Raw genomic sequence first — 14398 nt, forward strand, 5'->3', positions numbered from 1 at the left:
ATATTATAATAAGAATGCGTGTATATATAAAACCATTTGAAAAACTCTGTTGTTTCTTATGAATTATTCTTAAGTTAATAACAGATGTAACATTAAAGATTGATATAATAGATCGGCTTCTTAACTGTATAAGTATAAAAATGATGGTGTTTAGTAAGCTTTGTATTATATCCTCATTAAGAAATATGAAAAAAAACGAAATGTCTTTTAGAAAGAAATGACTATCATATCAATGACTTTTTAATGATGTATATGTAGAGATTCATGCAAACATGCTTTACAAAAATAAAGACTCTCTTCCATGAATGTGATTTATCATTGTTTACCAAGTGAGAACATTTTGAGTGTTCATAAACAATTGTCTTTGTTCATAAAAATTATTTCACAAACATATTATTAATTAATTGCGTTCAAAAAGCTTGCTATTTCATATGCATTTTGGAAATGGAGAGCTTATATTAAAAACTTAAAAGTTCTCATAGTTTTTACAAATAAGTCGAAGCTAAAAAGAGTATCCCATAAAGCCTTTTTTATCATTAGGAAGATGGACGTGTTACAATATAAATGGCAATCAGCAATAATATAACCGCAACAAGTAAAGAAATCCACAAAGGAGGGTGTAGCATTACAAAAAAGGATAAAAATCCTCCTGTCATACTCATCATTGCAAAAACTTTAACGAATGGAGAGATTGCTTTTTTTTCTTCCCATCGCTTAATAGGGGGACCAAAAATACGATGATTATTCAACCATTGATGAAAACGTGGAGAAGAACGCGTAAAACACCATGAGGCAACCAATAAAAAAGGCACAGTTGGCATAATAGGTAATACGACACCGATAATACCTAATATAACCATCGCCCACCCTGCTATATAATAGCAGATACGTAAAGGGTGCAATATCTTCAAATCTTTTTTCATTTTCTCGTACTATTTTCTTCTACGCAAAACCCTATACAAAAACATTGTATCTGTTTTTTTCTGTTTACATGTCTGAGTGCACAATTCTACCCCTTCATGCGTAAGTGTCTTTGCTGTTATAAGTTTCTTGAAAATACCGAATAGCTTACACAATATTATAATCATTTTAAATGATTTCAAGAAAAGAGGAGAGATTTTAGAAAAACAAAAAAATAAAAAGGCTGCAGAAGAAATCAATGCAGCCTCTTAATTAAGAATGCAGTCTTGGGGGGAGAAAATTTACTGCATTCACCTGCTAGATATTAGGAGGAAAAATAACCTAGCAACCCGAACTCTAATTAAAATAAAAATGAGAAACAATATATAAAAATGCATGGCTGATATGCATGAATTTTAACACTTTCAAGTCTCCTGAACTGTGTTTCGACGAAAGAAAATCATCATGAAAATAGCCATAAAAATCAACGTCAAGATCAACACAATTGTGGAAGCAGAATCAGAGCCGATAAATAAGCTGAGATAAATCCCTAAAAAACCAGAAAAAGCTGCAACAAGTATCGCGATCATTAACATAAAAGAAAACCGCTTTGTGACAAGATAGGCAATTGCTCCTGGTGCTATCAGTAAAGAAATAACGAGTACGATACCTACAGCTTTCAAAGCTGCAACAATTGTAAGAGAAATCATCGTTAGCAGGGTATAGTGGAGTAGAGATATTGGTAACCCCATTGCACGTCCTTGAACTGTGTCAAAAATATACAGCATAAAGTCGCGCCATTTTGCTGCTAAAATAAAAGTGACAACAGCGGAAATGATTGCCGTCTGCGTTATATCAAGCCAGTTAACACCCAAGAGATTACCAAATAGAATATGATTCAAATCTAAGCTACTATAAATAGACGTGGCTAAAACAAGCCCCAAACCAAACATTGAAGAAAAGACCACACCCATCACCGTGTCCTGTTTGATACGGCTATTGCTCCCTAAAAAACCCGTTAATAGTGCACACACCATTCCTGCAACAAAAGCACCGCAAGTAATCAAAGTCATTGTAATATTCTCTGGACGCATATGCTGAAACCAAGCAAATGGCAAAGAAGTTAAAAATGCGATTACCCATGGTGTTGTCATATAACCAACAACAACACCTGGAAAAACTGCATGAGAAATGGCATCGCCTAACAGCGCCCATCCTTTCAAAATAAGAAAACAGGAAAGCATCGCCATGGGAATAGAAAGAATCATGACAATAAGCATACCCTTAAGCATAAAAGAAAACTGAAACGGAAGCAGTAATTGATCAATCATGATAATATTACACCCTTTTTTGCCGCATGTATGCGTAAGCGCGCAGCAATAAACCCATGTTTAGGAGCAAAAATAAAAGCCAAAAAAAATAAAGATGCTTGAAAAAGCACTACAACCCCCCCCGTTTGTGCATTCAAAAAATAACTCACATAAACACCCAAGACACTTGTGAAGGTTCCAATTACAACTGCAATGACCAAGATGTTCACGAAACGATCACTTAAAAGATAGGCCGTTGCCCCAGGTGTCACAACAAGACAAATGACTAAGAATGCTCCAACGGTTTGCATTGCAGCAACAGTACAAGCGGCAAGCAATGTGAAAAAGAGAATCTTTAAAAATTTTACGTTTAATCCAATGGCATGCGCATGCGTTTCATCAAATAATGACACAAGAAGATCTTTCCATTTCAAAAGCAATATAAGCAACGAAACAAAGCCGATAAAAGCCAATTGTAGAATATCTGTTGAACTCACTGCTAAAATATTTCCCAAAACAATCGTATCAATATTAACAGCCATTGGTTTTAATGATTTGAGAAACAACCCAAAGGCAAAAAAGGAAGAAAAAATGAGCCCAATAATGGTATCTTCTTTAAGCTTTGTCCGGTGGTTAAAAAAGAGCATTGCTGCTGCTGCAAGACCACCAGAAAAAAAAGCGCCGAGTGAAAAAGGTAACCCTAAAAGGTAAGCTCCTGCTACACCAGGAACAATCGAATGGGAAAGTGCATCACCAATCAATGACCAACCTTTTAACATCAAAAAAGCTGAAAGAAAGGCACAAACACACCCAACTAACCCAGAAACCCACATTGCATTCACCATATATTGATAGCTCAGTGGCTCAAGCAACCAAGAAATCATGCAACGTGCTCCACTCTTTCAATATCTTCACAAACTGTAGACTGTTTTCTTCCCATGAAAACATCATTTTTTTTTGTGGTTTGAAGATCAAAAATATGGTGGTGCAAAGACCCTCCAAAAGTTTTCTCCAGATTTTCCTTTGTAAAGATTTTTTCTGTTAACCCAGAAGCTAAAACAGTACCTTTTATTAAAACTGTATGATCACAAAATTCGCGAACAGAACCCAAATTGTGAGTTGAAACCAAGATCACTGCTCCTTCTTTACGGAGATCTTGTAACAAAGCAATGATTTTATCTTCTGTTGTAACGTCAACCCCTGTAAACGGCTCATCTAATAAAATAGCTTTTGCTTTCTGTGCAAGAGCGCGCGCTAGGAAAACACGCTTTTTCTGTCCACCAGAAAGTTCTCCAATTTGGCGCTTGGCAAAAGCCAACATATCAACGCGTTCTAAGGCAATACGAACGGCTTCATAATCTTGTGTACGGGCATAGCGAAAGAAATTCATATGACCGTACCGCCCCATCAATACAACATCTTCAACCAAGACAGGAAAATTCCAATCAACATCTTCACTTTGAGGAACATAAGCAATAAGATTTTTTTTCAAAGCTATATCAACGGGCAAATCAAACATACGAATTTTTCCCTTTGAGGGGCGTACAAACCCCATAATCGCTTTAAATAACGTTGACTTACCGGATCCATTAACACCAACCAATGCCGTAATAGAACCCTTTGGACTTTCAAAATTCACTTCGCGTAAAGCTGTATGTCCATTACGATATGTTACCGTTACTCCTTGGGCAAAAATTCCACATTCCGTCATTGGTTTTTTACTCCCTCTACTAAAGCATTGCTAATACGTCCACTCGTGACACGTAATAAATCAATATAAGTGGGTACCTCACCATTTTTCTCACTTAAAGAATCAACATAAAGAACACCACCGTATTTAGCCCCTGTTTCTCTGGCAACCTGCTTAGCAGGCGCAGGGGAAATAGTGCTTTCAGAAAAAACTGCATGAATATTGTATTTGCGAACCATATCGATAACATGCTTGACCTGCTGTGGTGTTCCTTGTTGGTCAGCATTGATGGGCCATAAATAAAGTTCTTTTAGATCAAAATCACGCGCCAAATAGCTAAAAGCCCCCTCACTGGTCACAAGCCAACGTTTATCTTGCGGTACAGCTTCTAATTCAGCCCTAATTGGATCAATCGTTGCACGAATTTTCTGTTTATAAATTTCAGCATTCTGTTTATAAATTTCAGCATGCTCAGGATCATATTTTACAAAAGCATCGCGAATATTATCAACGTAAATCAAAGCAGAGGTCGGTGACATCCACGCATGAGGATTGGGTTTACCGCTAAAGGGGCCCTCACCAATTTTAATGGGTATAATACCTTTTGAAACAACAACACTTGGAACATCCTTGATATTTTGAAAAAACCTTTCAAACCAAAGCTCTAACTCTAAACCATTCCACAATACAAGGTTAGCTCCCTGAGCACGCATAAGATCGCGTGGGGTGGGTTGGTATTCATGAATTTCCGCACCTGGTTTTGTAATGGATTCAACATCAGCGGCATCACCTGCTACATTGCGTGCCATATCAGCAATGATAGTGAATGTCGTAACAGCTTTAAATTTACCAGCACACAAAGCAAAATTGGGTGTAAAAAAAATAACACTTCCAAAAACTATGGTGAAAAACGTTCTTACGTTCATTGATTCTCTCTTTCCTTTATATGCCTTCTTTTTATTGCAAATAATTTGCATTATCATTTAGCAATAGCAGTTATCTTTTACATTTGCAATGAAGGATTAAGAGAAAAAATAACTTTTCACGATGTTTAAAAACAGTTTTTTCATATTGAAAAAATTGATGATTTAAGCAGCTTGTTTTGGTAAGGAGGTTCCCTTTCAAGAAGTTCTATAGCTCTTGAATGCCAAACAAAAAGAGAGCACTCAAAAATGCTCCCACTTCATGTAAAATATCTCATAAAAAATGAGAATACTCAATAGCGTAAATATGCACCTGTCATTTTGGTAACATTATCCACGATCTTTGAGGCAAGCTTTTCTAAATCTTCATCTGTTAGAGTCCGTTCTATGGGCTGAATAGTTACTTCAATTGCAACAGATTTTTTATCTTCACCAAAGCTTAAATCTTCAAAAATATCAAAAACCTGCACTGAATGAATAAGTTTTTTATCGGCTCCACTTGCCGCCTGAATAATAAGAGAAGAGGCAACAGTTTTATCCGCTATAAAGGCAAAATCACGCCGCACCATTTGAAAAGGTGAGAGTTTCAAAGGAGGGCGGCTTTTGGTCGTTTTTTTCTTTGATTCTGGAATTCGGTCTAGAAAAATTTCAAAGCCGCATAAAGGTCCACTGACATCTAACTTTTCTAATGTAGCAGGATGAAAAACACCAAAAAAACCAAGAATAATCTTTGATCCAAGTTTTATGACACCTGAACGACCAGGGTGATACCAATCAGGTGCTCCAACTTCAATCTGCACTTTCCCAACATCCATATCGCATGCTTCTAAAATAGCTAAAGCATCTGCTTTGGCATCAAAAACATCAACGACGGTTGCATTTCCATTCCAAAAACGCCCAGCCCCTTTAAATTGCTCTGTTCCGCGACGAATTCCACTAACAACACGGTGTTGTTTATCAGGGGTGTCGCCCTCATAAATACTTGAAACTTCAAACAAAGCAAGATCGGAAAAACCACGATCAGCATTTCTTTGTGCCGCTATAATCAAACCAGGTAAAAGGGAAGGACGCATCATTGACATATCAGCAGCAATAGGATTAACTAATTTAAGCTCTTTTTGACCTCCCCCAAAAGCAAGAGCTTGATTTTCAGAAATAAAAGACCATGTCACCGCTTCTTTCATACCACGTTGCACTAGAGCCAAACGTGTAGCACGTGAACGAATTTGTGCGCATGTTAAAATTTGATCTTTTCCTTCTGCAAAGTTTTCCAAAGGAATAGGTTTAATTTTATCTAACCCATAAATTCTCATAACCTCTTCCACCAAATCGGCTTTACCCATAATATCAGGGCGCCATGATGGTACTTTTACCGTAATAACATCTCCTTTTCCTTCAACAAAAAATCCAAGTTTTGTTAAAATAGAGATGACTTTTTCAGGTTCTATTTCCAAATTTGTTAAACGTTTAATTTCAGAAAAAGGAAAAGCGATCTGTTTGATTTCTTGTTGCTGATAGCCAACGATCCTCTTTTTAGATACTTCACCACTACAAAGACGTAAGACCAATTCTGTTGCAATCTCAAGTCCTGTGTCTATAAAAGCCGGATCAACACCTCGTTCAAATCGATAACGTGCATCACTGATAAGACCTAATGCTCTTCCTGTTTGTGCAATGCTTCCCGCATCCCAAAGCGCCGATTCAATAATAACGCGATGTGTTGTTTCATCACAACTCGTTCTTTCTCCGCCCATGATACCGGCAATCGAAACAACCCCCTCGTCATCTGCAATGACACAATTCTTAGCGCCCAGATGATAGATTTTCCCGTTCAGTGCTTGAAGCTGTTCTCCCTCACGCGCACAACGTACACACAAATTACCTTTAATTTTATCTGCATCAAAAACATGGAGCGGACGACCAAGGTCAAAACTGATGTAATTGGTCATATCAACAAGCGTATTAATCGGTCTCAGACCAATTGCATTCAAACGCTGTTGCATCCACTGTGGTGATTCGCCATTTTGAACATTGCGTACTTCACGCCAAGCGAAACCTAAACATAATGATGAATCTTGCGAAAAATCTAATGAAACATCGAGAGGTGTTTCAAAAGAAGGCTCAAATTTTGACAAAGATAATTCTTTTAATTTTCCCATTCCAGCGGCAGCAAGATCACGGGCAATACCGCGAACACCTGTGCAATCGGAACGATTGGGGGTCAAACCAATATCAATGATCGGATCATCTAAACCAGCATAAGCTGCAAATGAATCTCCAATAGGTGCATCTTCTGGAAGTTCAATAATCCCATCATGCTCATTTGATAATTCAAGCTCCGCTTGTGAACACATCATCCCAAAACTTTCAACACCGCGTATTTTTCCTACAGATAATGTTACATCAAGTCCTGGAATATAAGTGCCTGGTAGTGCCAGAACACCAACAAGACCTGCTCGTGCATTTGGTGCTCCACAGACAACTTGAACAGGTGTGGAAGTCCCTGTATCGACTGATAAAATTTGAAGTTTATCTGCATCAGGATGTTTTATTGCTGTTAAAACTTTTGCAATCACAAAACCTTTTAAAGAAGACCGATCATCAACGTGATCAACCTCAAGACCGATAGCGGTTAATTTTTCACAAATTTCATTCAAAGATGCATTTGTTTCTAAGTGATCTTTTAACCACGACAATGTAAACTTCATTTTAAAACCTCACATGAAAGCGATGACTAAGATCACACATTTTTATTAGGAAAAAAAGCAGGCATATCAAAGCAACGAAAGCCATAATGGTCTAACCAACGCAGATCAGCATCAAAAAAAGCCCGCAAATCAGGCATACCGTATTTCAACATGGCAATACGATCAATGCCCATTCCCCATGCAAAGCCTTGATATTCATCGGGATCTAAACCAACATTTTTTAATACCTGGGGATGCACCATTCCGCATCCTAAAATTTCCAACCAATCCTGTCCTTCTCCGAACTTTACTTCTGAACCAGAACGATCACATTGAATATCTACCTCCATAGATGGTTCGGTAAAAGGAAAAAAAGAGGGACGAAAACGCATTTTTACAGAGGGAACTTCAAAAAATGCTTTACAAAAAGTTTCATGCAGCCACATCATATGTGCAATGGTGGAAGTTTTATCAATGACAAGACCTTCTACCTGATGGAACATGGGTGAATGTGTTGCATCCGAATCCATGCGGTAAGTTTTTCCAGGAATAATGATTCGTATCGGTGCTTTTTGTTTTTCTAGTGTGCGAATTTGTACGGGTGATGTATGGGTTCGCAATAATTTTCGTTCTCCCATTTTATCAACATCAAAAAAGAAGGTATCATGCATTTCACGCGCTGGATGCCCTTCAGGAAAATTCAATGCTGTAAAATTATAATAATCTGTTTCAATATCAGGTCCCTCTGCAAGAGAAAAACCCAACTTCGTATAAATGGCAATAATTTCCTCAATCACTTGTGAAATAGGATGAATGCGTCCCCGTTCTATAGGTGAAGAGCGAACAGGCAAGGTAACATCAACTGTTTCACGAGAAAGACGGGCATCCATTGCCTGTCTTTTCAGAAGATCACGCTTTTGTGCCCATAATTCTAAAATGCGATTTTTTAATCCATTAAGAACTGGTCCAACTTTATGGCGCTCGCCAGTATCCATTTTTCCTAATTCTTTTAATTTTTCAGAGATACTACCTTTTTTACCCAATGCTGCAATACGCACTTCTTCAAGTGCTTGTTCATCACCTGCTGCCTCTAAGGCTAAACAAATTTCTTGTTCCAGACGCTCAATATCATTCATATTTTTGCCTATTTTTTAATAAAGAAAAACCCGCACTCGCAATAGCCAGCACGGGACCTCGAATAAATGAATGCTTTAAGAGAACACGACTGGCTTATTTGACAGCGCCTTCGAAAGCATTAGGTGTCGTATCTTTTAAATATTCTAAAGCTTTTTTTGCCGAAGCTACTAAAGCAGAAAATGCTTCTGCCTCATGGATTGCTATATCTGAAAGAATCTTACGATCAACCTCAATACCGGCTTTTGATAAGCCATCAATAAAACGTCCATAAGTTAAACCTTCTGCGCGAACAGCCGCATTAATTCTCTGAATCCACAAAGCACGGAAAGTACGTTTCCTATTTTTGCGATCACGATAAGCGTATTGCTTTGAACGATCAACCGCTGCTTTAGCTGCACGAATGGTATTTTTACGACGACCGTAAAAACCTTCAGCCTGTTTAAGAACTTTTTTGTGCTTAGCGTGTGCTGTCACACCTCTTTTCACACGAGCCATATTATAATCTCCTCAAAATCAAAAGCGTAAGGTTTAAATACCATTCGGCAAATAATGCTGAATGACTTTTTTAGCATCTTGTTCACACAAAACCATTGTTCCACGTGCATCGCGAATAAATTTATTCGAACGCTTAATCATGCCGTGGCGCTTACCGGCAGCTGCTACTTTAATTTTGCCTGACGCAGTGATTTTAAACCGCTTTTTAGCGGATGATTTGGTCTTCATCTTGGGCATTTTGCTACTCCGTACATTAATTTATTCAATCAAACATTTTATTCACTCAAGCGGACCAACGCTTGAACAAGCATTTAAACAGCCACGGCATGCCCTGCCGGGCGGCTCTTAAAGACGTTTTCATAAGCTAGTATACACAAAATAGCAAGACCGTATTACAAAAAAATCGGCGCTCCATTGCCTTGAAGCTCAACCAAAGGTGCTGGAATTGCATTTGTTTTGATGGCTGCTTTACATAAATCGGCAATAATGCATTGCGTACATTGTGGTTTACGTGCTTGGCAAATATAGCGACCATGTAAAATCAGCCAATGATGCGCATGGCGAATATAATGAACCGGTATAATCTTTAATAATTTTTTCTCAACAATTTCTGGTGTTTTTCCAGGCGCCAAACCAAGACGATTGCTTAAGCGAAAAATATGTGTATCTACTGCCAATGTAGGCTGACCAAAAGCAACATTCAAGACCACATTAGCCGTTTTGCGCCCCACTCCAGGAAGGGCCATGAGTGCTTCACGCGTATCGGGTACTTGACCGCCATAATAATCAATTAAACAGTTGCAAAGCGCATAAACATTACGTGCTTTTGCACGCCAAAGGCCAATTGAACGGATATGATTTGCTATTTCTTCTTTCCCTAATGCAACCATTTTTTCCGGTTGATCAGCAAGGCAAAATAATTCTTTTGTCGCTTTATTAACGCTTACATCTGTCGCTTGAGCCGAAAGCACAACGGCAACTAAAAGTGTAAAAGTATTTATATAGTTAAGATCACTCTTAGGTGTTGGACGTTGCACAGAAAAACGGCGAAATATTTCCGCAATTTCATCTTTATTATACAATATACTAGATAAATTTCGCACCCTTGATAATTTTATGTTACTTTGAGGCATTGAACTCTCTTAAATCTTCTCTCTTGAAGTTATCATTCACGCTCGCCATATGAGAGGAGTGCAGCGAACACTTTTATAGAGTTTGGTCAAGTAAAGCCGTTTTAAAGAGGATACTCATGAATGACACATTTGACGCCTTTCTCCAATCCCTTTCTTTTAGGGTTTGAAACCGTAGAAAAAATATTGCAACGTATCGGTAAAGCTGATGAGGCTTACCCAGCCTATAACATTGAACGTTTGCATAAAAGTGATGATGCAAATCATATCCGGATAACTTTGGCTGTTGCTGGATTTAAGATTAACCATCTTAATATTTTACTCGATGATAATCAATTGGTTATTCATGGTAAACAAACAGACAATCAAAATCATCAATATTTATATCGCGGTATAGCTGCGCGACAATTCCAGCGAACCTTTGTTCTCGCGGAAGGGATGCATGTTACAAATGCAGAGTTGAAAAATGGTCTTTTATCAATTAATCTGTATCAACCAAAGTTAAAAAAAGAAATAAAACAGATTCCAATTAAAGTCAGTAGTGGTGAGTCATAAAAGTTAAGGCGTAAAGGAATAGTGAAATGGGAGAACATAAACAAAACTTGTCGTTTCAGAACACATCCTACTCTGATGCGGGACAGATTGCCTATTTAAAAAAAGTTTGTACAGATGATCTGGCTAAAAATTTTCCAGATCTTCCACCAATGACCCCAGGAATTACGATATGGGCTCTCTTTGGTGAAACAGGTTATCCTATCATTTTATCCGATGAGCGTTCTATCGCTCTTGCTGGAGCCAATGAGCATGAACTACAAATTGTAACTCTGCACTAGATTACCTTACGAGAAAACGCTGTACTCTTTGTAAATTCTATCTGTTTTTTCGTAAAGGTGTAATGTGAGTTATAATGAGATAAGTATTGGTTTATATTCATAATTAATTTTTTACAACTGGAATGAGAGTCCCGAATATCATAAGGTTCTCTCATTTTAGATCCTCTTGTATTAAAACAATTAAAGTCACTTGCTTGATGTCATAACCAGGGAGAGCCATGTGGATAAAAACACTTGAAGAAAGGAATAAAAATATCTCTTTTTAATTGTCTCAATTACCAAGGACGTTCACGATATGGGGATGAAAAAATGTATGATGGTGTCAGTTATCTTCTTCATAAGTGTGAAGATGTCCCTTATAGATTTATATTATTCACGGGGGCTGTTATACCATTCATAGGCGCTATCGTGAAATGGGCTCGAGTGCATTGAAAGATGTCTCTTTAAAATGAGTATAAAGGCGATACAAGTGTATTTTGTTTGGTGTGTTTTGTTCTTCCTGAGGGGAGTAGCTCTATTGAAAAGTGTAAAAACAAAAGCATAAGATAATGCGTCATCATTATTTAAAAGATATTTTTATGAATGCGTTTGAAAGGTGTAAAGCTGAATTATAAGGAGATGATAGATTTTTATCACGATTCCTTTATATTTTTTCCAATTTCAGAAATTACGCAAACAGATAGATGCAATATACTAACCAAATCTGGCATACAAAAATCTGGAACAGTTCGTGTCATACTGAAGCGTTTTGATATTTGTCTCAAACGTGGACTTGCACAGGGATTAGATGTTGATTAACAGGTAATAAAAAACAAAGCCTTTATGAAAAAGTTTATGCAGAGCTTTTAATTTTGTGCTTCAAATGCTGCAGTACAAGGTATTTTTCTCTTTTGAATATTAAAGCTCTTGTTTTTATAATGAAGTTACAGCACAACAAGCAAAATGGAATTATTTGAGGGGAAAAAAATAATGCCTTCTTACCGTTCAAGAATATCAACCCACGGGCGTAATATGGCAGGAGCCCGCGGACTTTGGCGTGCAACAGGGATGAAAGATACTGATTTTGGTAAACCCATTATTGCGATTGCGAATTCTTTTACACAATTTGTACCAGGGCATGTTCATTTAAAAGATCTTGGGCAATTAGTCGCACAACAGATAGCCGTTGCCGGTGGTGTTGCGAAAGAATTTAATACCATTGCTGTAGATGATGGAATTGCGATGGGGCACGATGGAATGCTTTATTCGTTGCCCTCACGTGAAATCATTGCTGATTCTGTAGAGTATATGGTTAATGCACATTGTGCAGATGCACTTGTCTGTATTTCTAATTGTGACAAAATTACGCCTGGTATGTTAATGGCTGCTTTACGGTTGAATATTCCGACAATCTTTGTTTCAGGCGGTCCTATGGAAGCAGGTAAGATTAAATGGAAGGATCAAGATCTAACGGTTGATTTGGTCGATGCCATGGTTGCAGCAGCTTCAGAACAGAATTCAGAAGAAGAAGTGGCTGAAATGGAGCGTGCTGCTTGTCCTACATGTGGTTCTTGTTCAGGAATGTTTACAGCCAACTCCATGAATTGCTTAACGGAAGCATTGGGGCTTTCGCTTCCCGGAAATGGATCAATGTTAGCAACACATGCAGATCGACGGATGCTTTTTGAAGAAGCTGGAAAACAGATTGTTGCATTGGTTAAACGTTATTATGAAAAAGATGATGAAACAGTCTTGCCGCGCTCTATTGCTTCACGCAAGGCTTTTGAAAATGCAATGACCGTTGATATTGCCATGGGGGGATCAACCAATACAGTACTGCATCTTTTAGCCGCGGCGCAAGAAGGTGAGGTGGATTTTACCATGACGGATATTGATCATCTTTCACGTCGTGTTCCTGTTTTATGTAAGGTTGCTCCTGCTGTTGCAAATGTACATATGGAAGATGTTCATCGCGCTGGTGGTATTATGGGGCTTTTAGGCGAACTGGATGCGGCGGGACTCATTGATACATCAACTTATACGGTTCACGCAAAAACAATGAAAGAAGCTCTTTACCGTTGGGATGTAAAGCAAACTAATGAGCCAACAGTTCATGCATTTTATCGTGCCGCTCCTGGTGGTATTCCAACACAGACAGCTTTTAGTCAATCTTGTCGCTATGAGAGCCTTGACCTTGATCGTGAAAAAGGTGTGATTCGCGATAGGGAACACGCATATTCACAAGATGGAGGATTGGCAGTTCTTTATGGAAATCTTGCAAAAGATGGCTGCATTGTAAAAACAGCAGGCGTTGATCAATCAATTTTAACTTTTAAAGGTCCGGCAAGAATTTTTGAAAGCCAAGATTCAGCTGTTTCAGCTATATTAACTGATAAGATTAAAACAGGTGAAATTGTTTTAATCCGTTATGAAGGTCCACGTGGTGGACCTGGAATGCAAGAAATGCTTTATCCAACAAGTTATCTCAAATCTAAAGGATTGGGCAAGGTTTGTGCACTTGTTACGGATGGACGTTTTTCAGGGGGAAGTTCAGGGCTCTCGATAGGACATATTTCACCAGAAGCTGCTGAAGGAGGAGAAATTGCGTTGGTGGAGGAGGGGGATATCATAGAAATTGATATTCCAAATCGTAGAATTCATATGTTGGTGGATAACGTTGAGATGAAGCAGCGCCGTTCTAAGATGGAAGCAAAAGGAAAAGGCGCTTGGCAACCGATTGAGAAGCGTCAGCGTAAAGTTTCAAAGGCTCTCAAAGCCTATGCAGCGATGACCACATCTGCTGCAAAGGGTGCAGTACGTAATATTTGATGAGTTGAATAGAGATAATGCTCTGATTTTTTGCATCTTTTGCACGATATTCTAAGCTAATTATTTTATGAGTTTATGAACTTATCAGAATATTTCGAGTCATGATCAGTATGATTAAAAAGCTATCAATACAACTAAAAGCTGCTGCGGATCGCTTATTTTAGCAGCTATGTAAGACAGATGCAGTATAATTACTTTTCATATCATATTCCAATCTTATATGAGATTATGATTTCTTATTACTCATAATTTATGAAAGATATTTATTGTACTGGTGGCATTATCTTGTTTTACCGTAAAAACACTGTCATTTAGAGCTGTGATATACGGCATCCTACTTAATATATTTAGTGTGTGGTGAATATTCTTAGACTTGTTTATCAAACTTTGAGTTTAAGTGAATTACATGACTAGGAAGTTAAGGTAAATCCCTTAGAATCTGGACTGTTTGCAGACTTGATTCGAATGAAAATCCTTATCCTTTG

14 protein-coding genes are annotated in these 14398 nt (G+C 37.9%); 4 read left to right on the forward strand and 10 right to left on the reverse strand.

The features are described from left to right. Window positions 1–536: 536 nt before the first annotated feature. The 10 genes from ACFIMX_RS00740 to nth all read right to left on the reverse strand — a co-directional run bounded on the left by ACFIMX_RS00740 (window position 537) and on the right by nth (window position 10275). On the reverse strand, window positions 537–923 hold the full coding sequence (locus ACFIMX_RS00740) for a YbaN family protein (protein ID WP_375617514.1): 387 nt from the start codon (window positions 921–923) through the stop codon (window positions 537–539). Window positions 924–1325: 402 nt separating this feature from the next. After that, entirely contained in the window at window positions 1326–2231 is a 906-nt protein-coding gene (locus tag ACFIMX_RS00745) for a metal ABC transporter permease (protein ID WP_273790250.1), read from the reverse strand. After that, complete coding sequence (locus ACFIMX_RS00750) at window positions 2228–3094, reverse strand: metal ABC transporter permease (RefSeq protein ID WP_375639513.1); 867 nt, start codon at window positions 3092–3094, stop codon at window positions 2228–2230. The genes ACFIMX_RS00745 and ACFIMX_RS00750 overlap by 4 nt, the downstream gene beginning before the upstream one ends. Continuing rightward, the gene (locus ACFIMX_RS00755; RefSeq protein WP_375639514.1) at window positions 3091–3921 is read right to left on the reverse strand and encodes a manganese/iron ABC transporter ATP-binding protein; all 831 of its coding nucleotides are present in this window, start codon (window positions 3919–3921) and stop codon (window positions 3091–3093) included. Before ACFIMX_RS00755 ends, ACFIMX_RS00750 begins: the two co-directional genes overlap by 4 nt. Next, complete coding sequence (locus tag ACFIMX_RS00760) at window positions 3918–4826, reverse strand: metal ABC transporter substrate-binding protein (protein ID WP_375617517.1); 909 nt, start codon at window positions 4824–4826, stop codon at window positions 3918–3920. The genes ACFIMX_RS00755 and ACFIMX_RS00760 overlap by 4 nt, the downstream gene beginning before the upstream one ends. Window positions 4827–5116: 290 nt before the next feature. Next, window positions 5117–7531 carry a phenylalanine--tRNA ligase subunit beta gene (pheT, locus tag ACFIMX_RS00765; RefSeq protein ID WP_375693897.1) on the reverse strand — a complete coding sequence of 805 codons (2415 nt, stop codon included), beginning with the start codon at window positions 7529–7531 and terminating at the stop codon, window positions 5117–5119. 32 nt (window positions 7532–7563) lie between these two features. Beyond that, a complete protein-coding gene (pheS, locus tag ACFIMX_RS00770; protein WP_375617519.1) occupies window positions 7564–8646 on the reverse strand; it encodes a phenylalanine--tRNA ligase subunit alpha in 1083 nt (360 codons plus the stop codon). Window positions 8647–8740: 94 nt separating this feature from the next. After that, complete coding sequence (gene rplT / locus ACFIMX_RS00775) at window positions 8741–9142, reverse strand: 50S ribosomal protein L20 (RefSeq protein WP_375617520.1); 402 nt, start codon at window positions 9140–9142, stop codon at window positions 8741–8743. Between the two features lie 33 nt (window positions 9143–9175). Continuing rightward, complete coding sequence (gene rpmI, locus ACFIMX_RS00780; RefSeq protein WP_183193590.1) at window positions 9176–9379, reverse strand: 50S ribosomal protein L35; 204 nt, start codon at window positions 9377–9379, stop codon at window positions 9176–9178. A 155-nt stretch (window positions 9380–9534) separates the two neighbouring features. Continuing rightward, window positions 9535–10275 carry an endonuclease III gene (gene nth, locus ACFIMX_RS00785; RefSeq protein ID WP_375617521.1) on the reverse strand — a complete coding sequence of 247 codons (741 nt, stop codon included), beginning with the start codon at window positions 10273–10275 and terminating at the stop codon, window positions 9535–9537. Window positions 10276–10395: 120 nt separating this feature from the next. Here nth and ACFIMX_RS00790 point away from each other — a divergent pair, with 120 nt between their 5' ends. The 4 genes from ACFIMX_RS00790 (at window position 10396) to ilvD (ending at window position 13913) form a co-directional block, all read left to right on the forward strand. Next, complete coding sequence (locus tag ACFIMX_RS00790) at window positions 10396–10827, forward strand: Hsp20 family protein (RefSeq protein WP_375617522.1); 432 nt, start codon at window positions 10396–10398, stop codon at window positions 10825–10827. Window positions 10828–10853: 26 nt separating this feature from the next. After that, window positions 10854–11105, forward strand: coding sequence for a DUF1150 domain-containing protein (locus ACFIMX_RS00795; RefSeq protein WP_012754519.1), 252 nt, complete (start codon window positions 10854–10856; stop codon window positions 11103–11105). 618 nt (window positions 11106–11723) lie between these two features. Further along, window positions 11724–11903, forward strand: coding sequence for a hypothetical protein (locus tag ACFIMX_RS00800; protein WP_375617523.1), 180 nt, complete (start codon window positions 11724–11726; stop codon window positions 11901–11903). A gap of 171 nt (window positions 11904–12074) precedes the next feature. Continuing rightward, window positions 12075–13913, forward strand: a complete 1839-nt coding sequence (ilvD, locus tag ACFIMX_RS00805; RefSeq protein WP_375617524.1) for a dihydroxy-acid dehydratase — start codon at window positions 12075–12077, stop codon at window positions 13911–13913. Window positions 13914–14398: the final 485 nt, after the last annotated feature.

The sequence above is a fragment of the Bartonella sp. AD24XZML genome, from assembly GCF_042196485.1.
Lineage (GTDB): Bacteria > Pseudomonadota > Alphaproteobacteria > Rhizobiales > Rhizobiaceae > Bartonella.